Source organism: Rhizobium sp. NLR22b, from assembly GCF_019685295.1.
Taxonomy (GTDB): Bacteria; Pseudomonadota; Alphaproteobacteria; order Rhizobiales; family Rhizobiaceae; genus Rhizobium.
This window is the reverse complement of sequence record NZ_JABDWM010000006.1, coordinates 103,062-129,874: the sequence shown is the minus strand read 5'-3', so window position 1 is coordinate 129,874 and position 26,813 is coordinate 103,062. Positions and strand designations below refer to the sequence as shown.

Sequence of the window (26,813 nt, the reverse complement as noted above, 5' to 3'; positions counted from 1 at the left end):
CGGCACAAGGCTTGCCAACAATATGAAGGTCGCGCCGCCACACGCCGCGCCCATCTTCTCCAACCGGAACAAGGCCGATCATGTCGCAAGAAATTCATACGCCAATCACGGCCGAGGAAATCGGCCACGAATTCGAAGGGCACGCGCCGACCGCACATGTCGCAGACTATGCTGTCGAGGACTGGATCACGTTGATCGTCTTCTGGCTGATGGCGGGCTGCGTCTTCCTGCAGTTCTTCACGCGTTATGTGCTGAATGACAGCTATGCCTGGACCGAGGAAATCGCCATCAACTGCCTGATCGGCGTCGTCTTTCTCGGCGCGGTCATGTGCGTGCGCACCTCGCGGCATATTCAGGTGGATGTGTTCTATCACTATATGCCGGCAGGGCTGGCGCGCGTGCTCGCAACCTTCGTCGATATCGTCCGCATCGGTTTCTTCGCCTATGGCTGCTATTTGATGTGGCGTTACGTCGACATCGTCGCCGACGAACAGATGGTCACCATCGACCTGCCGCGCAACATCGTCTTTTACTCCGTTCTCGTCGCCTTCGTGCTGATGCTGATCCGCGCCGTGATCGTCTTCATCGCCAATCTGCGCCGTGGCTACTCCGTCCTGGAGCGCCCGGAAGAATTTCAATCCGTCGAAGGATGACCCGATGCTGCTGCTTCTTGGCTCGTTTCTGCTGCTGATGCTGGTCGGCGTGCCCGTCGCCATCTCGATGGCCGTCGCCTCCGTGCTTTACATCGTCCTTTACGGCGTGGCGCCAGACATCATCGTCGCCCAGCGCATGATCGCCGGCGTCGAGAGTTTTCCGCTGCTCGCCGTGCCCTTCTTCATCCTGGCCGGCAATCTGATGAATTCCGCCGGCGTTACCGGCCGTATCTATTCCTTCGCGGTCGCTCTCGTCGGCTGGATGAAGGGCGGGCTGGCGCAGGTCAACATCATCGGCTCCGTCATCTTCTCCGGCATGTCCGGCACCGCGCTTGCCGATGCGGCCGGCATCGGCACGATCGAAATCAAGGCGATGAAGGACCATGGCTATCCCGTCGAGGCCGCTGTCGGTGTCACGGCGGCCTCGGCGACACTCGGGCCGATCTTCCCACCGTCGCTGCCCTTCGTCATCTACGGCATGATGGCGAACGTCTCGATTGGCGCCCTCTTCATGGCCGGCATCCTGCCCGGCGTCGTCATGACGCTGCTGATGATGGTCACCGTCGCCGCCTTCGCCTATCGCAAGCGCTGGGGATCGGACGCGCCGTTCAATGTGCGCGAGCTCCTGTCGGCCGGCATGGAAATCCTGGTGGTGCTGATGGTGCCTGTGGCGATCTATCTGATGATGCGCGCCGGTCTCTCGATGAATGCCGCGGCGGGTATAGCCCTTCTGGTGCTCCTGGCGCTCGACTGGTATTTCGGCTTCTCCGCCGTCATGGCGCTGATGACGCCGGTCATCCTGATCGGCGGCATGACGATGGGCTGGTTCACGCCGACGGAGGCCGCTGTCGCCGCCGTGCTCTGGTCGCTGTTCCTCGGCCTCGTACGCTACCGCACGATGACGCTCTCGACGCTTGCCAAAGCCAGCTTCGATACGATCGAAACGACGGCGTCGGTGCTCTTCATCGTCACGGCCGCTTCGGTTTTCGCGTGGCTCTTGACGGTCAGCCAGGCCGCGCAGCTGCTTTCCGATGCGATCCTGTCGATCACCGACAATAAATGGGTTTTCCTGATCCTGGTGAACCTGCTGATGCTCTTCGTCGGCTGCTTCCTCGATACGATCGCCGCAATCACCATCCTCGTGCCGATCCTTCTGCCGATTGTCGCGAAGTTCGGCATCGATCCCGTTCAGTTCGGCCTGATCATGACGCTGAACCTGATGATCGGCTTGCTTCACCCGCCGCTCGGCATGGTGTTGTTCGTGCTGTCGCGGGTCGCGAAGCTTTCAGTCGAACGCACGACGATGGCGATCGTGCCGTGGCTGGTGCCGCTGTTCCTGGCGCTGATCCTGATCACCTTCATTCCTGCCGTATCGCTCTGGCTGCCGCAGCAGCTCGGACTGTTGAGATAGGAGGATAGGATGCAGACGCGTCTGGCGCGGCTTTACCAGAAGGGCGATCTCAGGGTCGAAATGGACACGGTTCCAGCTCCCGGTCCAGGCGAGGTGCTTCTCAAAATGGCGGCCGCGGGCATCTGCGGCTCCGACCTGCATTATTATCAGGACGGCGGCTTCGGGCCGGTCAGGGTGCGCGAGCCGATCATCCCCGGCCACGAGGCCTCGGGGAGGGTGAACCAAGCGGGCGAGGGGGTCGATCTCAAAGCCGGCACGCTGGTCGCAGTCAATCCAAGCCAGCCTTGCGGCCATTGCAAATACTGCGTGACGGGGCTGCCGATCCATTGCCTCGACATGCGCTTCATGGGCAGCGCGATGCGCCTGCCGCATGAGCAGGGCATGTTCCGGGAGTGGCTGGTGGTGCCGGCCCGGAAATGCTTCGAAATGGGAGCCGAGACGACGGCCGCGGAAGCGGCCTGCACCGAGCCGCTTGCCGTCTGCCTGCATGCCGCATCGCGCGCCGGCGAGATATCGGGCAAACGCGCCCTCGTCACCGGCGCCGGCCCGATCGGCTGTCTGATGGTTGCCGCCGCGCGGCATCACGGTGCGGCCGAGATCGTCGTGACCGATCTCGCCGATGCGGCGCTGGAGCGGGCGAAAGCGATGGGCGCCAACCGCACGATCAATGTTTCCGGGGATGCGGCAGCGCTTGGCAAATTCGAGGCGGGCAAGGGCTATTTCGATCTCGTCTTCGAATGCTCGGCCGCCGCACCCGCGATCCGAAGCGCAATCGCCGCCATCCGACCGCGCGGCACCCTCGTGCAGGTCGGCGTCACGGGCGAGATCCCGGTCCCGCTCAACGCCATTGTCAGCAAGGAGCTGCATATCCACGGCACGCAGAGGTTCCACGAGGAATTCGCCACAGCCGCGAGGCTGATCGCAAGCCGCAAGATCGATGTCCGGTCGATCATCAGCCACAGTCTACCCTTGGAAGAAGCCGCCGCCGCCTTCACCCTTGCCGGCGACCGTACGGCCGCTTGTAAGGTACAGCTTACGTTTTAGCCGCGTGATACTCGCCGAAGATTGTCACCGTGTTTCAACCATTCCTTCTCGGCAGTCGCTTGCGCGGTCATATCCCAATCAAAAGAAGATACAAATCCTGTCCTGTCGCAAACATGTCCCATAACAGATGATGTTTTAATCAACCGAAATGGTGAGGCGTCGGTTCGAATCGGCTCAACTGCAAAAGCTATCTCGCGATTCGTCAGGGCGCATCACGAACGCGGGCCAAATTAGCGAAAAGACCGGACTCCTGTGCCAGCGCCTCCTCGGTCGTGGTAAGATGCTCAGCTCCCTGTATCGAAAAGGTGGGGCAGAGAAATGGATAGGCGTCTCGCCGCGATACTCTCCGCTGACGTGGTAGGCTATAGTCGTCTCATGGGAGTGGATGAGAGCGGCACGTTCGAGCGGTTGAAGGCCTGCCGTCGGGAGCTGGTCGATTCCGCCATCGAAGAGCACCATGGCCGGATCATCAAACTCATGGGTGATGGCGCGCTCGTCGAGTTTGCCAGCGTTGTGGATGCGGTTCAATGTGCGACCGAAATCCAGCGGAAAATGCCCAGCAGAGACCAGGGAGTTTCCGAGGAGCAGCGCATTCGATTTCGCATCGGGATTAATCTCGGCGACATTATCGTTGAAGGCGACGACATATATGGCGACGGCGTCAACATAGCAGCCCGTCTGCAGGGAATTGCCGAGCCTGGCGGAATTTTCATATCTGGGACCGCATTCGACCACGTTGCGCACAAGGTTGACGTCGGCTTCTCGGCACTCGGCGAGCATCGGCTGAAAAACATAGCGGATCCGGTTCGCGTCTATCGCGTTCTGCTTGGCCCGGGGCACACTGGCACGGTCGTCATTTCCAGTCGGGCAAGGTCACGAGGCGTGGCGCTGTTGGCGCTCGCAGGACTGTTGATCGTTGCCAGTGCGGCTGTCGTCGCTTGGCAATGGCCCCATAAACAACGCGCATCGATCGCAGTGCTACCCTTCGCCAACTTGAGTGACCAAACCCAGGATTACTTCGCCGATGGCATTACCGACAACCTGATTACCGATCTCACCAGGTTGTCGAAACTTGATGTCATTTCCCAGAATTCCATCTTCGCCTACAAGGATAAGCCCCACTTGCTGGCAGACATTCGTCGCGATCTCGGCGTGCGCTTTGTCGTGGAGGGCAGTGTGCAGCGAATGGGCGACCTGATGCGTGTCAACGCGCAACTGGTTGACACTGTAAGCGGCGATCATCTGTGGGCCAATCGGTTTGATCGCAGCGGGGCGGACGTGTTTGCTGTCCAGGATTCGATGAGCCGCCAGATCGCCGATGCGCTCGGTCTGGAACTCACCCCCTCCGAGGCAGAGCGAATTGCCCGTCCGCCGACCGCCAATCTCGAAGCTTATGATTATTATCTGCGTGCCGAGCAGGCGGCCCGTACCGGACGTCGTTCTCGGATGCTGGAGGCATTGGCGCTTTATGACAAGGCCGAGGAACTCGACAACGGCTTTGCTGAAGCATTCGCATCCGATGCGCATGCGACGGCCTTTGTCTGGCGAAGCGCATATGACGACGTCCTCCAGAGTGCCCTGGCGCGAAAAAGAGCCTACGATAAGGCAAGTCGAGCACTCGCCCTCGATCCTGAACTACCGTCGCCATATGCAGTCCTCGCTATCATGCAGGTCGTGGACCGACGTTATGACCAGGCGATCGCCTCGGCACAGAAGGCCGTGTCACTTGGGCCCGCCGACGCCGAGGCCCATATGGCGGCCGCATATGTTCAATCGGTAACGGGCAACCACGCCGACGCTACTGCGGCGGTCGATAAGGCGCTCAGGTTCGATCCGAACCCGTCCGCTGTCGACCGGTATACGGCGGGTATAGTTTTTTATCTGCAACGAGACTACGAGAGGGCGATAGACAGTTTCAAACGCGCAGGCTATGGCTCCCAGGGGAACGGCGAGTTCGTTACCCCTCTCGCCATGGCCTATGTCCGCGTCGGTCGCATTGATGAGGCTCGAGCGACTGTCGCCGAGGCCCAACGTCTTATGGGGGGGCGTGACTGCCTCGCGTCATGGCGGCTCGGCAATGCCCATTTCAGGGACCAGGATTTGGCATTTATGCTGGACGCGCTACGCGAGGCGGGGCTGCCGGAATGGCCGTTTGGCTTCCAGGGGGACGAGCAAAATCGGTTGCAGGGTGCCGAGATCGCCGCCACCGTCATGGGCAAGCTTCTGCAGGGAAAGACCGAGCCGTCCGAAAGCCCTGCGCTGATGCAAGTCCAACTGGACGGAAAGGCCGCATTCCGCTCGGCGTCCCAGATGATGACCGAGAAAATTTCTGTCAAAGGTAACCTGCTTTGCGAGCAAAGTGAAAACGCATTTGGTCGAGCCGATTGCGGTCCGGTCTATAGACACGTAAACCTTGCCGGCGAAACCAGCTATGCTTACGTAAATTCGACCAAGGTCTTTTATTTTTCACCTGCCCAATAGGCGCTTGCCAGTCCGTCAGTGATACTGATCCCGTTCGAGATCGGCCGCGACCTTCGGCCATTTGGCGTCGGCCCGGGCCACAGTGTCCGCCGGATGCGCGGCAAAGTCCTCCGCATCAGCCTTGTCATACATCAGGTAAAGCTTGCCTTCGACAATCTTGAAGGCTTCCGGATCGATGTTGACCGTGACGGACCCGCCACTCACCTCGCCCGTGCAGTAGCCGCCGTACTGGGGCGCGTATTTAAGCGGTTCGCTCATGAACATCTCCCGATGTTTGGCATTGGCGAAATGCCATGGCGTCCCCATCCATTCGTAGGAGATTTTTTCCGAGCCTTTCGTCGCTTTGCCTTCGGTAAAGTAGGCGACGGTATCGTACCCCATGATGGCGACACCGCCGAAGTAGCCCGTATTTACCGAATCGTCGGCTATGGCCGGCGATCCACCGACAGTGCCTGCGACAGCCAGACCGATCGTTACCAAACAGCGACCAATGCAGTATTTCCCGTATCCAACGTGCATCTTCGCCTCCTGTTATTCGTGGATTTCCACGCATTTAGCGTAATTTCCCTCACCCAGGACGCTGGCCGGAGGACATGCCACGCCATGGCGCTTGAAGAGGCGCACGATATCGAAATTGCCTTTCCACATGGCCCTCGTTATCGGCGCGTAGCCGTGAACCTCGGCGTGGGTGACGTCAGCCCCCTGGTCGAGCAAAAATTCTGCGAGGAGGACGTGGTTCTCTTCGCCCGCAACCATGAGCGGCGTAACGCCCGCCTTGTTGGATGCATCGTCGAGAATTGCTCCGCGCTCCAGAAGCAGCTTGGTAATCGGTACGTTACCGGAAAATGCCGCGGCGTGAAGGGGTGTGAAGCCGCCTGAATTCCTCGCCATAACGTCGGCATTCCTGCCTATCAACAACTCGGCGACGGCAAGCTGATTTTTAAGGGCGGCGGTGATGAGCGGGGTCGCCTGGTCCCGAGTGCGGCGGTTGACATCGGCCCCCGAAGCCAGAAGCTGTTCCACGGCGGCGGTGTTGCCCGCTGAAACGGCGTCGAACAAGGGATCATCCGCGGCCGCCACTGTCGCAGACAAAAACAACGCTACCGATGTAAGGAACCGGCGCATGGCTTCACCTTGGAGATTTCCCGCAGCATAGCACGCCGTCGGCACTTCGGCTACTAGCACCTGCGGCGGCCGCCCTGACGACGCTTATCGTTGGGGCGATGAAGAAGGAAATTTCCGCCTCTTCCAGGTCAGCACTAACTAGGCGGGAAATTTCCCGATCTATAGCCAGTGCGTTCAGCAAATGGTGTCACATTGGTGCGTCAATGTGGGGGTATTCGCTTTAAAATGTGGACGCGAGCAACCGCAGAGCCACTGCCCGGCTTGTGAACTGCCTTACCAGCCATAGCTGAAGGTAGCGCCACTGCCGTTATCCCCATCTTGCACCACGTCGGTTTCAGTATTTCGCCCATACTGGAAAATGCCATAGGCATTGTTGTTGCCGTTCTGCCGCAACGTCGCGGAATGACCATTGCCCCGTTGCCTGACAAAGCCGAGGTTGCCGCGGCCAGCCTGAGCGATACCAGCCGCGTTACCCCGACCCAGCTGCCTGATGTCAGCGTCTTTCAGACCGCGGTAGAGCGAATAGACGCGCAACCCGGTTGAAAAAAGTCCGGCATCCCGCGCATTGTCCGGTGCGAGGTTGAATGAGATCCGGCCGCCGGCATAGGCTGGCGCAGACAAGGCTACTTGGCCGAGGTTCCCAGCAAGAAGGGTGACGGCAAGGATCTTAAACAGGTTGCGGGTCATTCTGATCTCCATTTGCGGCTGCCTCAGCCGATGATCAACTTTCACATCTTGCAGCTGAACCCAGTCGGAATCGCCCGTTCAGTTGTCGTTCAGTCGCTTCGGCCCGGTAGAAGCAAAAGGACGCCGGAAACGGCGCCCTTTAGGAAAACTGGAGAATGTGGAGGCCGATTAGTTGCCGCCGATCTGCTTCACGCAGCTGAAACTCTCATCCCCGACGACGACGTCCAGCGTGGCTTTGTATTTGGCTCCTTTCGAGTCGAGCGAGACCGAACCAAGGATTGCCGCATGTCCCTCGACTGCATCAAAATCGCCACTCTGGTTGATCGTGGAGCTTCCGCCGCCTCCCACTTTTTCGACATGGAAGGTGTAAGTCCCGCCGACATGCTTGTCGGCGTGGACGAGCGCGTCCAGTCTCACCATACCTGCCCCCGGGGTTGCTTTGATTTCGCAAAGCTGCACCCGGTCAGATTGGTTGGCTTTCGTCATGGCGGAAACCGCGCCGACGGGAAGCAGGACCAGCGCGAGAATCGTCATCGCGCGGCGCGGATGTTGGATGCTATTTGGCATGGTCGTTTCCTCTGATGGTCTGCTGTTGCGATCTTGACCTGTTTCACCGCATTTGCAGCCGCCTACGGGCAGGCCTGGACGAAGGCCGCGACATTGCCGTTGCCGCCCTGGCTGACATTGGCGCTGCAACCGTGGCCGACCTGGACGCCGGCCGCGATGTTGCCATTACCGTCCTGGGTAAGGATGGTCGTATGGCTGGAGCCGAATTGGCCAATTCCCGCTACGTTGCGGTTGCCACGCTGATAGGTGGCGCCATAGTTGTCGTTGCCTTCCTGACCGACAGCTGAAAGATTTCGATGACCATATTGACGGCCGAGAATCCGGTTGTAGCCACCGTTCTGGTAGGTTCTGATCCGGTTTTCGTATCCTTCCTGTGCCCCGCCGGCAGAGTTAGACCAGCCATATTGTTCGATACGAACATCATTGGCCATGGCGGGGCCGGCGGCGGTAATGCCGACGAGAGCGACGAGTGCGGTTGCAATGATAGACGTGCGGATCATGAATATGTCTCCTCAGGCGGATAAGACCGCGGTTGAACGTCTTTCTTCTAGACGCTCCCTTCGGAACGAAAGCTGAAGGCACCATTCAGTCGGGGTTCATTCGCGGAGATCGGCGCCCTCCTCCAGATGACCTTGTTCAAATCGATACCCCTCGTGGTTTTCCGATGGCCATTTTTTGCGCGCCCGAGCAAATGCGCTTAGTCTAGCACTTCAAGGCTCCGACCGACGCCGTGGCCGAAGAGAGCTGGTGCGCCCTATCCGTTTTGTTGATCACCACACACTCGGTGCGGTTGGTTCCCTCCCCTCAGACCGGGACGGGATCCTCGTAAAGTCATCGAACAAGACCCGCGGCTCTGAGTGCATTGTAAATGGTGCGCGCTATCGAACTTGAGTTTGGCTGGCTTTCGGGGCCTTCTTTGCCGGAAGGAGACCTTACCTCGACGACTGCCCCTGGCAGGATGATTTCCCCATCGAAGCCGCCGCCGCTATTGTGAACCCGGAGCGACTCGACCTCATCTCTGCCGTCATGTTGCAGAATCTGCCAGAAACGGGCGATTTCCCTTGTTGACGATATGCCGGTCTCGAGCATGAACGGCCCTTCGACGCCGAGGCCACGTTCACCACGCGTCGCGAGCGGCACGCCATGCGCCATGCCGGCGATCTCGAATTGCTCGAGCACCTCGCGACCTGCCGAATCCACCCATATCTTGCGCTTGTTACCGTTGACATTCTTTATGGCCGGCGCCTTCTGAAGTGCATGGATCCGTCGCCACTGCTCGACGATCTGATCGCCGTTGCGCGGCTTGACAGTGTGATCATGAGTGCCGTGCCAGACCGACAAAGTGGGCCAAGGGCCGTCGTGTTCGGATGCGTTTCGAACAACTCGCTTCAGCTCATCGGGCGGCGATACCCTCTTTCCCTGCATCTGTTCGAAGGCGGCGGTCACCGTCGCTGCGCAGCCGTAGGGCAATCCGCCGATGACGGCGCCACCGGCAAAGATCTCGGGATAGGTCGCCAGCATGACGGCACTCATCGCACCGCCGGCGGACAGCCCGGTGACAAATATCTTGGCGGGGTCGATTTGACCTGCGGCGACCATTGCGATGATCATCTGGTAAATCGACAGAGCCTCCCCAGTACCTCGCCGGGTGTCTTCAGGCTGGAACCAGTTGAAGCAAAGGTTCTGGTTGTTTGCGCGTTGCTGCTCGGGATAAAGCAGCAGAAAACCTTCTTCGTCGGCAAGCCGAGACCAGCCGGAGCCCCTGTCGTACCCATCGGCATTTTGCGTGCAGCCATGAAGGACGACGACCAACGGTGCAAGGGGAAGGGGATTGCGCGGTTGGTATGTGAAAGCTTTGAGATTGCCGGGGTTGTTTCCGAAGTTGCGAAGTTCGTTCAGACGGCGAGATTGTGAACGCTGGATTTTCATGTCGTTTCCTTCGCGTTTCAGGCACGAAGCTCGACTCTAACCAACGTGATGGCGAAAAGTTGCTGCGATGCAAAATAATTTCGCGGCGCAGCAAACCGTAGGCGATCATTCAAGGGCCCACTCACGGGACACCAGCCAAATGCTGCCGCTTAGAAGATTGCCGTACTCGCTCCCTCGCAAAGTCGCTCAGCATCTGTCGGGCTACGGCTGGCACAACATGATGCGGAAGGTGGCCGACGCCCTCGATCACCCTGATCGTCGGCCCCGGATGCTTCTGCCGAAGGCCATCGATATGCCAGGCCGGCTGAACTATGCGATCCTCCGAACCGAACAGGACGTGCAATGGAAGATTGCCGGGCAGCTGCGGCAGAAGTTCCATGTCTTTGTTGAAGGCCCGCAGCTCGTTAGCCATTGTTTCAATTGCGCCCGGATTGACCATATGAGCGGCCGGCAACACCGATAGCTGGGGAGGTAACGTGTTTGGACAGGATGACGACCGCAGACCACGCTCGAGAAAAAACGCTGCCCATCGGCTGATTACGTGCTGACGGATCAGGGATCCCACCATCGGGGCAACGGCCGCCCGGAGGATGAGCAGCGGTTTTGGTGGGACGGGCCTGCAGCACGGCGAAATCAGCAGCAATCCGTTCACCAGTTCCGGCCGGCGCGCGGCCAGATGAAGTGCCGGTGCGCTGCCGATGGAGTGGGCTACGATCGAGACGCAATGCAGGTCCATTGCATCGATCAGGCGCTCAAGCCAAAAGGATTGGCCTACCGGTCCTCGTTCAGCGAGAGGAAGAGGGCTGCTGAAACCGTAGCCCGGACGATCGGGGGCCACCATTCGGAACGGGCTCTGAGCGAACGGAAGCAGAACCTCTTCACCCAGGCTCCCGCAGCCATGGAGGACAAGGACCGGTCTTGCGTTCATGTCGCCGCTCTCCAGAACATGCACCTGCTGCTTGTCAATCTGGTAAATCGTGCCGATCCGGGGGCGAAATGCCTGCTGCTTCAACATGATCCAACAAACGCCCGCGGTTGGTTCTCGGTTCCGCGACGCTTGTGGCTTAGTTCAACCAACCTGTTCCAGCCGGAGCGTGCCTGCGGGCAAGCCGCCGTAACAAGTTCCACTGACAGCTGTCATCCGGGGTTAACCCGCTTCACCCGCCGGCAATGTCGTCCAATGTCGCCTCGCTTCCCGGCATTATTTCTACTGTAACTCGGCAACGGGCTGGCGCTCCAAAGATCTCTAATGCGCTCGTTCTCAGAAGCTTGAAAACATGCTAGGTTTCGTCGGCTACAGAGGGGAAAAACAATGCCACGCATCGCAAATCTTTACTTCAAGACCGCCATCATTTTTCTGATCGCTGGCATCTCGATCGGCCTTCACATGTCGATCTCAGGTAATCACGCACCGACCGGGGCCCATGCCCACGCCAACCTGCTCGGCTGGGTCACCATGGCGCTCTTCGGCGTTTACCACGCGCTCAACCCACACAAGGCCGAGAAGCGCCTGGCGATGATCCAGTACGTCGTCTACACCTTCGGTGTCGCGGTGCTGATCCCGTCCCTTTATCTGATGCTTTCCGGAAACACGGCGGTGGAACCGATTGTCGCCATTTCCTCGCTCATCGCCTTCGCCGGCGTGCTGATGTTCGCCGTCATCATCTTCTCGGGCAGCGAGGTTTCGAGGCCGGCCGGCGTCTCCCGGGCGAGCTGATCCAATCGGGATGAGCGACTATCTCGGTTGCCAGTTGCATGTTCGAATTTTCCTCGCGCGTCTCCTGCTTTTGCATTGAGAATGACCGGGAGCTTCGAGCCTGGCTTGGCAACCGTTGCTCGACGCGGCCAAATGCGGATCGTGCCAGGCTGCGACGTCTTGGATTCAGCCGATCGCTGTCACATCGGCTCCGCGAGGGCGGAGATCTCCTAGAATGCTCTGAGGCCCGTTTAGCAATCCGATCGCCAGGATATGAACGCGTTCGCGTCTGCTGGCAGGCTGCGATCCGTTCGATCGGAAGTGAGCCACGGTGACGCTTTTGGCACCGGGCTCATCTTGTATGCCGTCCGCCGCCTGCTTCAGGAAAAACAGATGGCCTCACGACAGGAGCACGTCAGGCCCGGGCCAGAACTCCCATTATTTCACGCGACGCAATAAACTCGCAATTATTCCCGCAATTGTGGATGTGAGGATGTGACGGCAATATTACCCCCGTCAGACGAACACAAGTTAGCTGAAGTTTTCAATAACGAAATCGCAGGACGAAGATGACCCAACCTCGCCATTCCATGACCCGCCGCGACGCGCTGTTGTCCATTGGCGCCGCTGCAGCAGCCATGGCAATTTCACCCTCTCTCAGTTTCGCAGCCAATGCGGCGCCTACCATCAACCCAATCGAAGGATCCAAGAACATGCCATATGTAACCACCAAAGACGGCGTCGAAATCTTCTACAAGGATTGGGGCTCTAAGGATGCCCAGCCGATCATGTTCCACCATGGATGGCCGCTGTCGTCCGATGACTGGGATGCGCAGATGCTGTTTTTCCTGTCGAAAGGTTTTCGCGTCGTCGCCCATGACCGGCGTGGCCATGGCCGATCCGCCCAGGTGGCCGACGGTCACGATATGGACCATTACGCAGCCGATGCCTTTGCCGTCGTCGAGGCGCTCGGCTTGAAGAATGTCGTCCATATCGGTCATTCCACCGGTGGCGGCGAGGTCGCCCGTTATGTGGCCAGGCACGGCGAACCTGCCGGCCGCGTCGCCAAGGCGGTTCTCGTTTCGGCCGTGCCGCCGCTGATGCTCAAGACAGAGGCCAATCCCGAAGGCCTGCCGATGGAAGTGTTCGACGGTTTCCGCTCGGCACTTGCCGCCAACCGCGCGCAGTTCTTTCGCGACGTTCCGGCCGGGCCGTTCTACGGCTTCAACCGCGAAGGCGCCAAGGTGCAGGAAGGCGTGATCCAGAACTGGTGGCGTCAGGGCATGATGGGCGGCGCCAAGGCCCATTACGATGGTATCAAGGCCTTCTCCGAAACCGACCAGACGGGGGACCTGAAGGCAATCACCGTTCCGACGCTCGTCTTGCATGGGGAAGACGACCAAATCGTTCCGATTGCGGACTCGGCGCTGAAGTCGAGGAAGCTTCTGAAGAAAGGTTCGCTGAAGACCTACCCGGGTTTCTCGCATGGCATGCTGACCGTGAATGCCGACGTGCTGAACGCCGACCTGCTGGCCTTCGTCCAGGCCTGATCGGTCCTGGCGACGGGTGCGGCCTCCCACGCACCCGTCGCCTCACAAAGATCCACAGGCGCTCGGCGCGCTACCCTCTTCGATAGAGACAGTCCCCGTTAATTGATCAGACGACAGCCAAGAACTGCCGGATGCGATGGTCCTTCGGCGTTTATCTCGTTGAAATAATTGCCACCATGCGAAAAACAACCACCGCCAAGACACCGGTACCTGTTGCCATGCAACTGACCCCGGACCTCGTAGCCAAAACCGTCAAGCCGGTCGAGGACGAGGGCCCAGAGCCTAGATGGACTCCAATCTCGGGTCAGCGACTCGATGAACTCGTCAGCAGAGTGGAGCGGGAGGCTGGTGACGAGGAGATATGGGTGTTCGCTTATGGGTCTTTGATGTGGAACCCGGGCTTCGAAGTAGCGACAAGTGAAGAAGCCATTGCCTACGGGTGGCATCGTGCGTTCTCGTTGAGGATAGAACGCCTAAGGGCCACCTCCGATGCGCCGGGTCTGATGCTGGCGCTTCGGCCGGGAGGGAGTTGCTCTGGCCTCGTCCTGAAGCTCCCCTGCGCCACGAAAAGGCAGGATCTGCGTACGCTTCTGGCGCGCGAAATCCGATATGCCGAGGTGTGCGACATGGTGCGATGGGTTTCGGTCGAGACACCGACGGGTAGACGCCGCGCGCTCACATTTTGGGCGAGCACGAAGCGATCACGGCTCACGGAGAAGATACCGCTCGATGACGCCGCAGTGTTGATCGCTCAGGCATGCGGACCGGCGGGATCCTGCGCGGAATACCTGCATCGGACGGTCTTGGATCTGGCGGACCGGAACATCTTCGATCGAAACCTGTGGCAGCTACAGCAAATCGTCGCCGCGAGACTAAGGGCGCTTTCACAGGGCGGCTCGATCTGAGGAAGGTGTAAGTCTCCTGAGGATCCGTGATGATGCGCGGCGGTGTACGTCAATCCAGCATGACCATCTGCGCCGCGACTTGCTCTTCGAAGAATTTCGAGAATGAAGCGATGCGTGGTGGAAGCGCTTGGTACGGCGGGTAAAACAGCGTCAGCCACAGGTCAGGCGGCGCCCATCCCTTGAAGACGTGGACGAGACGACCGCTCCTGATGTGATCGGCGATGTTGAATCCTGGCAGCAGTGCGACACCTGCACCGTCGGCGGCCATGTCGGCCAGTACCTCGCCACTGTTGGCGCTGAAGGCCCGACCCGCCGAGATCGTGATGCTTGAGCCACCGTCGGACAATAGCCAGTTCTCGCGCCGGCTTTCGCCACTATAGGCGAGGCAGTCGTCTGGCTTTAGTTCGTTGGGATGTTGCATATCGGCGAAACGGCTCCCCGGGGCCGCGACCAGGATACGCGGCACTACCCTGATTTTTCTCCAGATCGTGTACTTGTCCGAAGGCTGTGATGAGATGCGGATCGCCAGATCGTAATCGTCATCGACGATATTCACCAAACCGTCGGACAAGGAGATCTCAAAGCTCATCTTCGGATAGCGTTCCTTGAAACCTGACAGGATCGGCGGCAGCACGGTCTTGCCGAACCACGTCGGCGCGCTGATCCGCAGCCGCCCTTCGTCAGCCTTGTGTGCGTTCATAACTTCGCGGCGCGCTTCTTCCAGCGTCTTCACCGCTGGCTGGATCTGCGCGGCGAAGATTGCGCCGTCAGTCGTCAGCGAGACTTGCCTTGTCGTGCGCACGAAAAGCTGCACGCCAAGTTCCGCCTCGAGTGCGGCGATCGCGCGTGTGACGGCCGCCGGCGTCATGTCCAACTCGCGGGCGACCTGGGCGAAATTTCGCTTGTCGGCGGCGAGCAGGAAGGTTCTAAGGGCTTTGTAATCGTTCATGTCATTGTTTCAGGATTTGCAATTCACTCGAGAGGAATATTGCAATACCCGATGGCGATCAACGGGCGTAGTTTTCAGATGAACAATTTCAATGCCCACTGAAAGGCATCTTCATGATTAAGGACATCAAGGGATTACACCACGTGACTTCGATGGCATCGGACGCGCGGCAGAACAATCGCTTCTTCACCGATACGCTTGGTCTGCGCCGCGTGAAGCAGACGGTCAACTTCGATGACCCCAGCGTCTATCACCTCTACTACGGTGACGAGACGGGGTCGGCCGGGACAGTGATGACCTACTTCCCGTTTCCGAACATGATGCTCGGCCGCCCGGGTGTCGGCGAAGTTGGCGAAACACAGTTCTCAGTGCCGAAGGGTTCGCTGAAGTTCTGGCAGGACCGCTTCACCGCGCAGGGCGTGGACGGACTGGAACTCGACACCGTGTTTGGCGCCAACCGGCTTCGCTTCATGGGCCCGGACGGCGACGCCCTTGCTCTCATTGAATCCTCCGACGACAAGCGGGCACCCTGGGTTGCCGATGGAATTCCCGACGATGCGGCAATTCGCGGTTTCGCCGGCGCAAGATTCAGTCTGCACGACACCGCTGCGACCGAAGAACTGCTCGGCTTCATGGGCTACCAGCGCGCTGACAAAGAGGGCGACGTGACCCGCTTCAATATCCCCGACGGCAATGGGGCGGACACGATCGATCTGGCAGCGTTGCCGAAGACGCCTTTTGCGCGTCCGGGCGCAGGTTCGGTGCACCACATCGCGTTCGCCGTCGAAAACCGCGAGAAGCAGCTCGAAGTGCGCAAAGCTCTCATGGATACAGGCTATCAGGTGACGCCCGTCATCGACCGCGACTATTTCTGGGCGATCTACTTCCGCACGCCGGGCGGGATACTGTTCGAAGTCGCCACGAACGAGCCTGGCTTCAACCGGGACGAGGACACGGCGCACCTCGGGGAGGCGCTCAAGCTCCCGAGCCGATACGAGGACTACCGCGATGAGATCCAGTCCAACCTTGTGCCGCTGACGGCATGAGCAGCAATCTCCAGACAAAACCGCGATAAAGACCGCCGCGTTCCGAAAGGGCCGCGGCGCTTTCCATTTCAGCAGCACTGGCGTTCGCGATTGTTGCAGAAGTCGCAATTCAATAGCAATTCTTATTGCAATTCCTTGTGCACCATCCGCGCGGTAAGTGTCTTTCCAGCAGCCAAGACAACGAGTGAGCGGCTCCGATAAGGATCCAGCAACACTTCAAGGATTGCAGAACGAACGTCGCACGGCGGCCGATCGATTGCTGCTGCCCATTTAATAACTCCGCAACAGGCGGTCCAAACAACGGAAGAGGAAGTGACCATGTCCAAGCTCGAAGTCCTGACCCCCGCAAACAGCCAGCTCATCTTTATTGACCAGCAGCCGCAGATGGCATTCGGGGTCCAATCGATCGATCGTCAGACGCTGAAGAACAATGTCGTCGGCCTCGCCAAGGCCGCCAAGATCTTCAACATCCCGACCACGATCACGACGGTCGAGACGCAATCCTTCTCGGGCAACACGTATCCGGAACTGCTTGCTGTCTTCCCGGAGAACGACCTTCTCGAACGCACCTCGATGAACTCCTGGGATGACCAGAACGTCCGCGAGGCGCTGGCGAAGAACGCCGCCGAGGACCGCAAGAAGATCGTCGTCTCCGGTCTGTGGACCGAAGTCTGCAACACGACGTTCGCGCTTTCGGCCCTCCATGATGTCCCGGAATACGAGATCTACATGGTTGCGGATGCTTCCGGCGGCACTTCAGCCGGCGCGCACAAATACGCGATGGACCGGATGGTGCAGGCCGGCGTGATTCCGGTCACCTGGCAGCAGGTCCTGCTCGAGTGGCAGCGCGACTGGGCCCGCAAGGAGACCTACGATGCGGTCACAGCCCTCGTTAAGGAGCATTCGGGCGCGTACGGAATGGGCATCGACTACGCCTACACGATGGTTCATGGCGCAGAAGAACGCGTCAAGCACGGCAAGCGCATCGGTCCGAATCCCGCAAAGTAACAGTCTGATCAGACCGCTCCGATCACCCCATCGGAGCGGTCCTTTCCGCAATCGGAGAACATCTCATGAAAATCTATCTAATGTCGCTTGGCGCTGGCCTGCTCGTCGGGACCGTCTATAGCCTTCTCAACGTCCGATCACCAGCACCGCCTGTCATTGCCCTGGTCGGCCTTCTCGGAATCCTTGTCGGCGAACAAATTATTCCGTTCGCGAAGACGCTTTGGAGAAACGAGCCGGCGGCGATCTCATGGATTCATCAGATCAAGCCGCACATCTTCGGTCACCTTCCGAGGGGCGGGGACCGTATCAACATTGCCCATCAGGCAAAGGCGACTGTAGAGGAGCGGGGCTGATGACCACGCGTCGATCCTTTCTCGGAGGTGCATCGAGCTTGGCCTTCTCGAACCTCTTCTCACCAGCGAAAGCTGCCGATCCCAGACAGACCGGAGTAGACACTATGCATCCCGACCTGATCCTCCACAATGGCCGCGTGACGACCCTTGACCGGACCAATCCGAATGCGACGGCAATCGCCATCAAGGACGGGCTGTTCCTGGAAGTCGGATCCGACAGCGAGATCATGGCGCTGGCCGGTTCCAGCACTAAGATCATCGACCTCAAGGGCAAGCGCGTCCTGCCCGGCCTTATCGACAACCATACCCATGTCGTTCGCGGTGGCCTGAACTACAACATGGAACTGCGCTGGGACGGCGTGCGCTCGCTCGCCGACGCGATGGACATGCTGAAGCGCCAGGTGGCGATCACGCCCGCGCCGCAGTGGGTTCGCGTCGTCGGCGGGTTCACCGAAAACCAGTTCGTGGAAAAACGCCTCCCGACCATCGAGGAGATCAACGCGGTCGCGCCCGACACGCCCGTGTTCCTTCTGCATCTTTATGACCGTGCGCTGCTCAACGGCGCAGCTCTCCGCGCTGTCGGCTACACCCGTGAAACGCCGAACCCGCCCGGCGGCGAGATCACCCGCGATGCCAACGGCAATCCGACCGGTATGCTGCTGGCCAAGCCGAATGCAGGCATTCTCTATTCGACGCTTGCCAAGGGGCCCAAGCTTCCGCTGGACTACCAGGTCAACTCTACCCGCCACTTCATGCGCGAGTTGAACCGACTTGGCGTGACAGGTGTGATCGACGCGGGTGGTGGTTTCCAGAACTATCCTGACGACTATGAGGTCATCCAGAAGCTGTCCGACGAGAACCAGATGACGGTGCGGCTGGCCTACAATCTCTTCACCCAGAAGCCGAAGGAAGAGAAGCAGGACTTCCTGAACTGGACCCAGTCGGTCAAATACAAGCAGGGTAACGACTACTTCCGGCACAATGGTGCGGGCGAGATGCTTGTGTTCTCGGCCGCCGACTTCGAGGATTTCCGCCAGCCCCGTCCGGAGATGGCTCCGGAAATGGAAGGAGAGCTGGAAGAGGTCGTCCGCGTCCTGGCCGAAAATCGCTGGCCGTGGCGTCTGCACGCCACCTATGACGAGACGATCTCCCGTGCCCTTGACGTGTTCGAGAAGGTCAACAAGGACATTCCACTCGAGGGACTAAACTGGTTCTTCGACCATGCCGAAACCATCTCGGATCGCTCGATCGACCGTATCGCCGCGCTCGGCGGTGGTATCGCCACACAACATCGTATGGCATATCAGGGCGAATACTTCGTTGAGCGCTATGGGCACGGCGTGGCGGAAGCGACACCGCCGATCAGGAAGATGCTCGACAAGGGCGTGAACGTCTCGGCCGGGACCGATGCCACCCGCGTCGCCTCCTATAATCCGTGGGTTTCGCTGTCGTGGATGGTGACTGGCAAGACGCTCGGCGGCATGCAGCTCTATCCGCGTGCCAATTGCCTCGACCGCGAGACGGCGCTCAGGATGTGGACCGAAAAGGTCACATGGTTCTCCAACGAGGAAGGCAAGAAGGGCCGCATCGAGAAGGGTCAGTTCGCCGATCTCGTGGTGCCGGACAAGGACTTCTTCTCCTGCGCCGAGGACGAGATCTCCTTCCTTGTTTCGGAACTGACAATGGTCGGCGGCAAGATCGTGTATGGCGCGGGTGACTTCAAGGCGCTTGACGAGAACGACATCCCGCCCGCCATGCCCGACTGGTCGCCTGTCCGCAAGTTCGGCGGTTATGCGGCCTGGGGCGAACCGGAAGGCGCGGGCGCTCGTTCGCTGCGCCGCACCGCTATCTCTACATGCGGATGCGCCAACGATTGCAGCGTTCACGGCCACGACCATGCCGGAGCCTGGACATCCAAGCTCCCGATTGCCGACCTCAAGGGCTTCTTCGGCGCTCTCGGCTGCTCCTGCTGGGCGGTCTGACGAACATTCAGCTCGGGTGGCCAACTGCCACCCGAGAGCCGCTCTATAATTGCTATTTTTGCAATTAAGTCGAAACTATTGCTGCAATTGTTGGCAATTCGATAACCGGCCAATATCGCTCCAAGCAACACAGCCGCTCGCGGCGGACATACAGGAGCCGACATGACCTACCAATCTCAATCATCCAATCCAATCCGGAGCCGCGTGGCAGGCGTCGTCGAATCGCCTGTGGTGCGGACGGCGTCGCTGCTGGCTCTTTGCGCAGCCTACATCCAGGGTCCGCTCACCAAGATCTTCGACTTCAACGGTGCACTGGCTGAGATGGATCATTTCGGTCTGCATCCCGCCGCGTTCTTCGCGATCGCCGTGATCGTATTCGAGCTGACGGCCTCCGCGATGGTGATCTCGGGTTTCCTGCGCTGGGCGGGCGCGCTTGCGCTTTCAGGCTTCACCCTACTTGCAACCTTCATCGCCCTTCGCTTCTGGGAGATGGCGCCTGGGATGGACCGCATGATGGCCACCAATGCCTTCTTCGAGCACCTCGGCCTCGCAGGCGCATTCGTCTTCGTTACAGCATTCGACCTCGCCAAGGGAGCAGGCAAATGAGCGCCGCAAAATCATCCGGGGGAACCTTCGCGCCCCTCGCACAGCCCGTGTTCGCCGTCCTCTGGATCGCCACCGTTATTGGTAACACCGGAAGCTTCATGCGCGATGTCGCAAGCTCCTGGTTGATGACGGATCTGTCCGCATCGCCGGCCGCGGTCGCCATGGTCCAGGCTGCCGGAACCCTGCCGATTTTCCTGCTTGGCATCCCCGCAGGCGTTCTCACCGACATCCTCGATCGCCGCAAGTTCCTGATCGCCATTCAGGTGCTACTCGCCTCTGTCAGCATCGCGCTGATGGTTCTCTCGCAGACAGGCATGCTTTCGGTCAGCGCGCTGATTGGCCTGACCTTTTTCGGCGGCATTGGCGCGGCATTGATGGGACCGACATGGCAAGCAATTGTGCCGGAACTGGTGAAGCGCGAGGACGTGAAGAGCGCGGTGGCGCTCAACTCGCTCGGCATCAACATCGCCCGCTCCATCGGACCTGCCGCGGGTGGCCTGCTTCTCGCAGCCTTCGGAGCCGGGATCACCTATGGCGCGGACGTGGCCAGCTATATCGTCGTGATCGCAGCTCTTGTCTGGTGGCCGCGGACAAAGAACTCCAACGATGCGCTTCAGGAGAACTTCTTCGGTGCGTTCCGGGCCGGACTTCGCTACACCCGCTCGAGCGAGCCACTGCACGTCGTGCTTCTGCGGGCCGCGATCTTCTTTGCCTTCGCCAGCGCGGTCTGGGCTCTTCTTCCGCTCGTTGCCCGACAACTCCTCGGTGGTGATGCAAGCTTCTATGGCATCCTGCTTGGTGCGGTAGGTGCTGGTGCGATCGGGGGAGCCTTGGTGATGCCGAAGCTGCGTGAACGCTTGAGCTCGGACGGACTGCTTCTCGGCGCCGCGCTTGTCACAGCAGCCGTCATGGGAGTCCTGTCGCTTGCGCCGCCGAAGATCATTGCCATCGTGGTCCTTCTTTTCCTCGGGGGAGCATGGATCACTGCCCTGACTACACTCAACGGGGCAGCGCAGGCCGTTCTCCCGAACTGGGTGCGTGGTCGTGGTCTTGCCGTCTATCTGACCGTCTTCAACGGTGCGATGACTGCCGGAAGTCTCGGCTGGGGTGCAGTCGGCGAAGCTGTCGGCATCCAGTCCACCTTGCTCATTGGAGCGGCCGGCCTGCTCATCGCCGGGTTCATCATGCACCGCGTGAAGCTTCCCGCAGGCGATGCCGACCTTGTGCCGTCCAACCACTGGCCCGAGCCGCTCGTTGCCGAGCCAGTTGCCCATGATCGTGGCCCAGTTCTCATCCTGATCGAATACAAGGTCGAGAAGCAGCACCGCACAGCCTTCCTGCACGCTCTTGACCATCTTTCCAGGGAACGTCGCCGCGACGGTGCCTACGGATGGGGTGTCACTGAGGACTCGGCGGACCCTGAGAAGATCGTCGAGTGGTTCATGGTGGAATCCTGGGCTGAACATCTTCGCCAGCACAAGCGGGTCTCGAACGCCGACGCCGATCTGCAGGGGAAGGTTCTGGCTTACCATGCCGGTCCTGAGAAACCCGTCGTCCGGCACTTCCTGACAATCAACCGACCGGCGGCGGCTTGACACGGAAAAAAGGGGTGGCGGCTACGGCCGCCGTCTCCAGATCCTCTGGCGAGCTAGGTAACTCCTGCGATCATTTTGCGATGCGAACGCCGCCAATCCTACCGCAGCAGGCCTTCGTTCCCGAACTCGTCCCAACCGCTCAGCCCGGTCGCGGGGTCGTCATCGTTCGCATCAGCTTGTTTGACTTTTTCTTGTTTTTTCAGTGAACGCGTCAGCTTCGCCTGATAGGCGGCGCGTCGCCGGTTTTCCGCTTTCACCACCGCGTCTTGCTCGCGCCATTCGTCCACGGCCCCGCGGTCGAGCAGATCCTCTACAACCCGTGGATCAAATACGTGGAAGGTGATCCGTCGCGCTCGGCCTTGCAGCCGGACGGTTCTCGTTCCAGCGCTCGGAAGACGCCCATCCTCCAGCCAACGCATCCTTTCAGAGGCCGTGATCGTTAGGATGTCCTCGATCTCGCGAGGGATGATCCGAAGGTCTGAAATGTTCTGGAGGGCTTCGGTCACAATCGACGAGGTCGCGCGAAACGCCGTCTTCGAAGTCTCCGGCATGACGAGGGTAAGCTCGCCCGACTGCACATCCAGCGACTTTCTGACCGCCGGGGGCAGGCGGGACCGGATCTCCTGCAGGATTCCCTTCACCCTGACAGCCGATCCGAGCCTCGCCTCCACGGGGAGTGACCACTCCCTGATCAGCTCGGGATCATCGCTCTTATTTTTCGTCTTCGTGTTGGGCATACCGGAGCAGATGGGGTCGGAAGCGGCGAGCGTCAACCGGCTGCCTGTCCGATGCCCGCCTTTGGCGCTTCGCACATTCGGGCGATTTTGCTTGATCCACCAGGGCCTATGTGTCCGTTCTGTTAGCCAGGGCACCCACCCTGTCGTGAGGGATCACCCGCTTTAAAGCGGCAGGGCCGCTCAAGTCCTTCCACCGCCAGCGGCCAGCGATTTGATCGGCTTGACTTCGTACTACATTGACGGGTTTTACCACAAGGAACGCGGCCATTGAGGACATCGCCAAGGTTCCGACCAACTCCCCCGAGTCTATGTCCACGTTGACGAGCGCCCTTGAAATCTGCGGTGATAGGAATGCCCGCAACCTCGGCAGAAAGCCGCGAGTCAAGCCGCTGACGTGCAGTAGGTCGGACACTCGAGAGGATCGCCCGTACCGTGACAGACATCCGACTACCGGTCGTTGTCTTCCCCTCGCTTGAAATAGGGCAGCAGAGGCGGCGCCAATCAACAGAAAGACGCCCACGCCGGAAAGGGGTCCAAATCCCGGCAAGCGTATCGTCAGGGTTTAGGGCAAGCGACGGATGGGCGTCGGTGGGATTATCGGCCGCTCGAGAATGCACAATCGACTTGCTTCGGCACAGGCCTGAGATTGGGTCGGCCGAGATGCGCGAGAACAGACCGGCGGACGTCGCCACTCGGCAGCTGGGCAAAGCGGTCAGGCTTGATACCGTATTTTAGGGTGGACCATGTATTTGCACCTTACCTTTCTAGAGTTTCAGATGACCTGTTCCGGCGAACGATCTTTGCCGACATTTTCCGCAAGGAAATCTATGAAAGCGCGAATGCGGGCTGCGAGGTGCTCGTACCCGGCGAATACTGCGTGGATCAATTCGATGTCTTCAGGATTGTATTCTTCCAGCACGGGGATGAGTAATCCAGAGTCGATCTCTGGCTCTACATGAAATTGGCCGATCCGAGCCAAACCAACGCCGGCAAGGCACAACCTGCGTATGGCCATTCCGCTGTTGACCGCGCTGTTGCCGGATACGGGCAACCGATACATCTCGGTCGATCCCGGCGCTCGAAAGGGCCACTCGTTGAGCGTTCGGCGGAAATTGAAAGTCAGGCAATTGTGGCCAGCGAGATCGGCCGGTGTCTTTGGTATGCCATGGGCATCCAGATAGGCCTGAGATGCAACAATGACGCGCCGGCTTTCAAGGAGTTTCCGGGCTTTCAGTGACGAATCTTCCATGGGGCCGGAGCGGATCGCAATGTCGGTCCGCTCTTCGATCAAGCCAATGACGCCGTCCGTAAGTGATATGTCGAGTTGCACTTCGGGATAGAGTTTGAGGAACTTCGGGACGAGCGGGAGGAGATAGCGTTCGCCAAAGCCAACGGAGGCATTGACCCTGAGAATCCCTCGCGGCGCGACTTTTCTGCCAGACGCGATGATCCGTTCAGTCTCCGCAATGTCGCCCAGGATTCGCCGGGCTCTCTCCAGATAAATTTCGCCTTCCGGCGTGAGCGTCATCGTGCGGGTTGAGCGGACGAGCAGTCGGGTCCCGAGCCGGTCCTCAATCCTGGTGACAAGCTTGCTCACCGCCGATGGCGAAAGTTTCAGGCGCCGTCCGGCCGCCGAAAAACTCTGCAATTCCGCCGCATTTACAAATACTTCCATTTCACCAGTGCGATTATCCATCGTGTTGTCCTGTGAATTCGATTCACATCTGTTTCCTCAATATTTCCAATTATCACAAAAGTCCCGTGCAATCATATTGCGGTCAACAACTTCGTCTGACAGCGCTGCTGTCTTTGCAGCCGCCACCTCAACGGCGAGCGGAAAGGAATTTATTATGCCTTTAGCAATCTTAGCCTTGACGATCGCGGCCTATGCGATCGGTACCACAGAATTCGTGATTGTCGGTCTTTTGCCGACCGTTGCCACAGACCTCAACATTACCCTGCCGCTTGCCGGGCTTATCGTCAGCGTCTATGCGCTCGGCGTCACCTTTGGCGCGCCGATCCTGACGGCGCTCACTGCCAAAATCGAAAGAAAGCCGTTGCTGCTCGGCCTAATGGCCTTATTCATCGTTGGCAATACAATCGCGGCGTCGTCGCCGGGCTACGATCTGCTGCTTGTGGCCCGGGTGATCGCCGCCTTCGCCCATGGCGTGTTCTTCTCGGTCGGCTCGACCATTGCCGCCGATCTCGTGCCGGAGAACCGCCGCGCTTCGGCCATTGCCATGATGTTCATGGGCCTGACAGTTGCCATCATCACGGGCGTGCCACTCGGCACCTATATTGGCCAGATCCTCGGTTGGCGCGCGACTTTCTGGGCCGTTGCCGCACTCGGCGTCATCGCCTTCCTCGCCATTGCCGCCCTGTTGCCGCACACGCTCAAGAAGGCGCCGCCGGCAAGCCTGCTCGATCAGCTTCGCGTTCTTGGCTCCGGTCGTCTGCTCATCGTCTTCGCAATGACAGCGCTTGGCTACGGCGGAACCTTCGTCGCCTTCACCTTCCTGGCGCCAATCCTGCAGGAAATCACCGGCTTCTCCGAGGAGAGCGTCAGCCTTATTCTGGTTCTCTACGGCATCGCAATCGCAATCGGCAACATTGCCGGCGGCAGGATCGCCAACCTTAACCCGGTCAAGGCATTGATCGGTCTGTTCATCTTGCAGGCCATTGTACTTGTCATCTTGACCTTTACCGCGGCCTCGCCGGTTCTGGCGATCGTCACCCTGGCTGCGCTCGGGTTCCTTCAGTTCGGCAACGTGCCCGGCCTCCAGCTCTATGTCGTCAAACTGGCCAAAGAACACCGTCCGGGTGCCGTGGACGTCGCATCGGCTCTCAATATTGCCGCCTTCAACCTAGGCATCGCGATCGGCGCATGGCTGGGCGGCCTGGTGGTTGAATCGCCGCTTGGCCTCGGTGCGACCCCTTGGGTTGGTGCCATCCTGGTTGTCATCGCTCTGTTGCTGACCGTGTTGAGCGGCGCTCTCGACCGTCGCGCGGTTCCGGCCCTGAAGACAGCCTAACACAGCGACCCGGCGCGTTCGGCGCCGGGTCGCTCCCATAGGATCTCACCCAGGAGAATTCCCATGTCTACGTTGAAAGCCCGCGAGTTTTCCGCGCTTTCATCGGCAGCAAGGGGGATGACTTTTACCTGACTGCCCGCGATCTGAACACTAACCTGACGGTCTTCCCGAACGGTTATTCTGGCAGCGTCTACGTGTATGCCTGCCTTTCGGCTGTTCCTGGCGCCGGCGGGTTGAGTTTTGTCGAGTCCTACAAAGCACTCATTGGCCGAAGCTTTCCAAAACTGACTGCCTGGGGCCAAACAGGAAAGCCCCTCGCCCCCGCACGGATCGCTAATTCGCTGGAGGGCACCGTCCGTCAAAAACCGCCGCGCGCTGATGCTATCGCAGGAGCGGCAGCAACCAATCACCTTGACGCTTTATCTCCTGCAGATATGGGGTGTCGGATAGGATAAAGTGGCTAATACCAAGATCCTGATATTTGCCCAGGGAGCCTGCCACGTCCTCTGCCGAACCGACGAGCCATGTCGTCCCAGCACCGCCGCCGCCGAACTTGCCCGGCGCGGTGTAAAGATTGTCGTCCAGCACATCGCCGCGCTTGTGCAGGTCAAGCAACCGCTGCTGACCCACCGCGCCAGCTTTATGATCGCTCCAGTTACCACTTCTGCCTTCGGCCATCGCAGCAACTCTTGCCTCCGCGTCCGACCAGGCCTGCTCCCTGGTGTCGCGGACCAAGGTTGTTATCCTCAGCCCAAACTCCAAGGGCGCGAGGTCACGGTCCAAGCCTTTGCTGAGGGTCTTCAAACGCTCGATCCGCTCACGTACACCATCGAGCGGCTCGCCCCAGAACAGTTGGACGTCGGCTTCGGTCGCAGACACCCGTTCGGCGGCCTCGGAGGCGCCGCCGAAATAGATTTTGGGGTGGCGGCGATCGCCACGCACATCGAGCCGCGGTGCAACGGTGGAACCGGTCACATGAAAATGCTGGCCGTTGAATGTGACATCCTCTTCCGTCCACAACAGGCGGATCAGCCGCATGAACTCTTTCGTACGCACGTAGCGCTGCGCCTGATCTCCTTCGTCGTCGCCATAGGCGCCAAGGTCGTCCTGTCCGGAGACGACGTTGACCCGAACACGCCCCCCGGTAAGCTGGTCGAGCGTCGCTGCAGCGGAAGCGAAGTTCGCCGGGCGCCAGTAGCCCGGGCGCACAGCGATCAAGGGCTCGAAGGTCGTGGTGCGTGCGGCAAGCGCTGCTGCGATCGTAAAGGTGTCAGGGCGACCCCAGCCCGTCCCGATGAGCGCCCCCTTCCAGCCATGCTCCTCGAGTGCTCTGGCCTGGCCGGTCAGTGTTTCAAGGCTGTTATGATTTTCGGTTGCGGCGTCGCCCCTGTGGCCTGCCTTGACGTCGTTTGGAATGTACCACAGGAATTCGGAGCTACTGGTCATAGGGGATAGCC

General features: G+C 59.7%; 25 protein-coding genes. 14 read left to right on the top strand and 11 right to left on the bottom strand.

All coding sequences use genetic code 11. The features are described 5' to 3' along the window. The first annotated feature begins 80 nt into the window (after nucleotides 1-80). The 4 genes from HJC00_RS11980 (at nucleotide 81) to HJC00_RS11965 (ending at nucleotide 5,589) form a co-directional block, all read left to right on the top strand. Nucleotides 81-653: a TRAP transporter small permease gene (locus HJC00_RS11980; protein ID WP_097601694.1), complete on the top strand. Its 573-nt coding sequence runs from the start codon at nucleotides 81-83 to the stop codon at nucleotides 651-653. A 4-nt stretch (nucleotides 654-657) separates the two neighbouring features. Next, nucleotides 658-2,064 (top strand): TRAP transporter large permease, encoded by a 1,407-nt coding sequence (locus HJC00_RS11975; RefSeq protein WP_221139243.1) that lies wholly within the window; start codon nucleotides 658-660, stop codon nucleotides 2,062-2,064. 9 nt (nucleotides 2,065-2,073) lie between these two features. After that, entirely contained in the window at nucleotides 2,074-3,108 is a 1,035-nt protein-coding gene (locus HJC00_RS11970) for an L-idonate 5-dehydrogenase (protein WP_221139242.1), read from the top strand. Nucleotides 3,109-3,426: 318 nt separating this feature from the next. Next, nucleotides 3,427-5,589 (top strand): adenylate/guanylate cyclase domain-containing protein, encoded by a 2,163-nt coding sequence (locus tag HJC00_RS11965; RefSeq protein ID WP_221164079.1) that lies wholly within the window; start codon nucleotides 3,427-3,429, stop codon nucleotides 5,587-5,589. A 15-nt stretch (nucleotides 5,590-5,604) separates the two neighbouring features. On the opposite strand, the gene HJC00_RS11960 is transcribed toward HJC00_RS11965, so the two are convergent. From HJC00_RS11960 to HJC00_RS11930, 7 genes are all read right to left on the bottom strand, one after another. Further along, the gene (locus HJC00_RS11960; RefSeq protein WP_097600140.1) at nucleotides 5,605-6,108 is read right to left on the bottom strand and encodes a YHS domain-containing (seleno)protein; all 504 of its coding nucleotides are present in this window, start codon (nucleotides 6,106-6,108) and stop codon (nucleotides 5,605-5,607) included. Between the two features lie 12 nt (nucleotides 6,109-6,120). After that, entirely contained in the window at nucleotides 6,121-6,714 is a 594-nt protein-coding gene (locus HJC00_RS11955) for an ankyrin repeat domain-containing protein (protein WP_221164078.1), read from the bottom strand. Between the two features lie 273 nt (nucleotides 6,715-6,987). Beyond that, nucleotides 6,988-7,401: a curlin gene (locus HJC00_RS11950; protein WP_176536326.1), complete on the bottom strand. Its 414-nt coding sequence runs from the start codon at nucleotides 7,399-7,401 to the stop codon at nucleotides 6,988-6,990. A gap of 168 nt (nucleotides 7,402-7,569) precedes the next feature. Then, nucleotides 7,570-7,968: a curli-like amyloid fiber formation chaperone CsgH gene (csgH, locus tag HJC00_RS11945; RefSeq protein ID WP_221164077.1), complete on the bottom strand. Its 399-nt coding sequence runs from the start codon at nucleotides 7,966-7,968 to the stop codon at nucleotides 7,570-7,572. Between the two features lie 62 nt (nucleotides 7,969-8,030). Next, nucleotides 8,031-8,468, bottom strand: a complete 438-nt coding sequence (locus tag HJC00_RS11940) for a curlin (RefSeq protein ID WP_210632029.1) — start codon at nucleotides 8,466-8,468, stop codon at nucleotides 8,031-8,033. A 331-nt stretch (nucleotides 8,469-8,799) separates the two neighbouring features. After that, nucleotides 8,800-9,897 carry a PHB depolymerase family esterase gene (locus tag HJC00_RS11935; RefSeq protein ID WP_221147046.1) on the bottom strand — a complete coding sequence of 366 codons (1,098 nt, stop codon included), beginning with the start codon at nucleotides 9,895-9,897 and terminating at the stop codon, nucleotides 8,800-8,802. Nucleotides 9,898-10,018: 121 nt separating this feature from the next. Then, nucleotides 10,019-10,912, bottom strand: coding sequence for an alpha/beta fold hydrolase (locus HJC00_RS11930; RefSeq protein WP_221164076.1), 894 nt, complete (start codon nucleotides 10,910-10,912; stop codon nucleotides 10,019-10,021). A 297-nt stretch (nucleotides 10,913-11,209) separates the two neighbouring features. Here HJC00_RS11930 and HJC00_RS11925 point away from each other — a divergent pair, with 297 nt between their 5' ends. From HJC00_RS11925 to HJC00_RS11915, 3 genes are all read left to right on the top strand, one after another. After that, nucleotides 11,210-11,614 (top strand): hypothetical protein, encoded by a 405-nt coding sequence (locus tag HJC00_RS11925; RefSeq protein ID WP_210632026.1) that lies wholly within the window; start codon nucleotides 11,210-11,212, stop codon nucleotides 11,612-11,614. Nucleotides 11,615-12,306: 692 nt separating this feature from the next. Beyond that, the gene (locus tag HJC00_RS11920) at nucleotides 12,307-13,143 is read left to right on the top strand and encodes an alpha/beta hydrolase (protein WP_311044172.1); all 837 of its coding nucleotides are present in this window, start codon (nucleotides 12,307-12,309) and stop codon (nucleotides 13,141-13,143) included. Between the two features lie 176 nt (nucleotides 13,144-13,319). Beyond that, the gene (locus HJC00_RS11915; RefSeq protein ID WP_221147163.1) at nucleotides 13,320-14,048 is read left to right on the top strand and encodes a gamma-glutamylcyclotransferase; all 729 of its coding nucleotides are present in this window, start codon (nucleotides 13,320-13,322) and stop codon (nucleotides 14,046-14,048) included. A 49-nt stretch (nucleotides 14,049-14,097) separates the two neighbouring features. On the opposite strand, the gene HJC00_RS11910 is transcribed toward HJC00_RS11915, so the two are convergent. Then, nucleotides 14,098-14,997: a LysR family transcriptional regulator gene (locus tag HJC00_RS11910; RefSeq protein WP_221164074.1), complete on the bottom strand. Its 900-nt coding sequence runs from the start codon at nucleotides 14,995-14,997 to the stop codon at nucleotides 14,098-14,100. A 113-nt stretch (nucleotides 14,998-15,110) separates the two neighbouring features. Here HJC00_RS11910 and HJC00_RS11905 point away from each other — a divergent pair, with 113 nt between their 5' ends. The 6 genes from HJC00_RS11905 (at nucleotide 15,111) to HJC00_RS11880 (ending at nucleotide 21,587) form a co-directional block, all read left to right on the top strand. Next, nucleotides 15,111-16,043: a VOC family protein gene (locus HJC00_RS11905; protein ID WP_210632024.1), complete on the top strand. Its 933-nt coding sequence runs from the start codon at nucleotides 15,111-15,113 to the stop codon at nucleotides 16,041-16,043. A 318-nt stretch (nucleotides 16,044-16,361) separates the two neighbouring features. After that, the gene (locus tag HJC00_RS11900) at nucleotides 16,362-17,051 is read left to right on the top strand and encodes a hydrolase (RefSeq protein WP_221164073.1); all 690 of its coding nucleotides are present in this window, start codon (nucleotides 16,362-16,364) and stop codon (nucleotides 17,049-17,051) included. A 65-nt stretch (nucleotides 17,052-17,116) separates the two neighbouring features. After that, complete coding sequence (locus HJC00_RS11895) at nucleotides 17,117-17,404, top strand: XapX domain-containing protein (protein WP_221155221.1); 288 nt, start codon at nucleotides 17,117-17,119, stop codon at nucleotides 17,402-17,404. Beyond that, nucleotides 17,404-19,386 (top strand): amidohydrolase, encoded by a 1,983-nt coding sequence (locus tag HJC00_RS11890; protein WP_221164072.1) that lies wholly within the window; start codon nucleotides 17,404-17,406, stop codon nucleotides 19,384-19,386. Before HJC00_RS11895 ends, HJC00_RS11890 begins: the two co-directional genes overlap by 1 nt. A gap of 162 nt (nucleotides 19,387-19,548) precedes the next feature. Beyond that, on the top strand, nucleotides 19,549-19,992 hold the full coding sequence (locus HJC00_RS11885; RefSeq protein ID WP_183705585.1) for a DoxX family protein: 444 nt from the start codon (nucleotides 19,549-19,551) through the stop codon (nucleotides 19,990-19,992). Then, a complete protein-coding gene (locus HJC00_RS11880) occupies nucleotides 19,989-21,587 on the top strand; it encodes an MFS transporter (protein WP_183705586.1) in 1,599 nt (532 codons plus the stop codon). The genes HJC00_RS11885 and HJC00_RS11880 overlap by 4 nt, the downstream gene beginning before the upstream one ends. A gap of 98 nt (nucleotides 21,588-21,685) precedes the next feature. Here the strand turns inward: HJC00_RS11880 and HJC00_RS11875 are convergent, their stop codons facing one another. Next, complete coding sequence (locus HJC00_RS11875) at nucleotides 21,686-22,324, bottom strand: hypothetical protein (RefSeq protein WP_221164123.1); 639 nt, start codon at nucleotides 22,322-22,324, stop codon at nucleotides 21,686-21,688. 772 nt (nucleotides 22,325-23,096) lie between these two features. Continuing rightward, nucleotides 23,097-24,020, bottom strand: coding sequence for a LysR family transcriptional regulator (locus HJC00_RS11870; RefSeq protein WP_221139236.1), 924 nt, complete (start codon nucleotides 24,018-24,020; stop codon nucleotides 23,097-23,099). A 154-nt stretch (nucleotides 24,021-24,174) separates the two neighbouring features. Here HJC00_RS11870 and HJC00_RS11865 point away from each other — a divergent pair, with 154 nt between their 5' ends. Then, complete coding sequence (locus HJC00_RS11865) at nucleotides 24,175-25,356, top strand: MFS transporter (protein ID WP_221164071.1); 1,182 nt, start codon at nucleotides 24,175-24,177, stop codon at nucleotides 25,354-25,356. Between the two features lie 381 nt (nucleotides 25,357-25,737). Here the strand turns inward: HJC00_RS11865 and HJC00_RS11860 are convergent, their stop codons facing one another. Beyond that, nucleotides 25,738-26,802 (bottom strand): LLM class flavin-dependent oxidoreductase, encoded by a 1,065-nt coding sequence (locus HJC00_RS11860; RefSeq protein WP_221164070.1) that lies wholly within the window; start codon nucleotides 26,800-26,802, stop codon nucleotides 25,738-25,740. Nucleotides 26,803-26,813 lie beyond the last annotated feature (11 nt).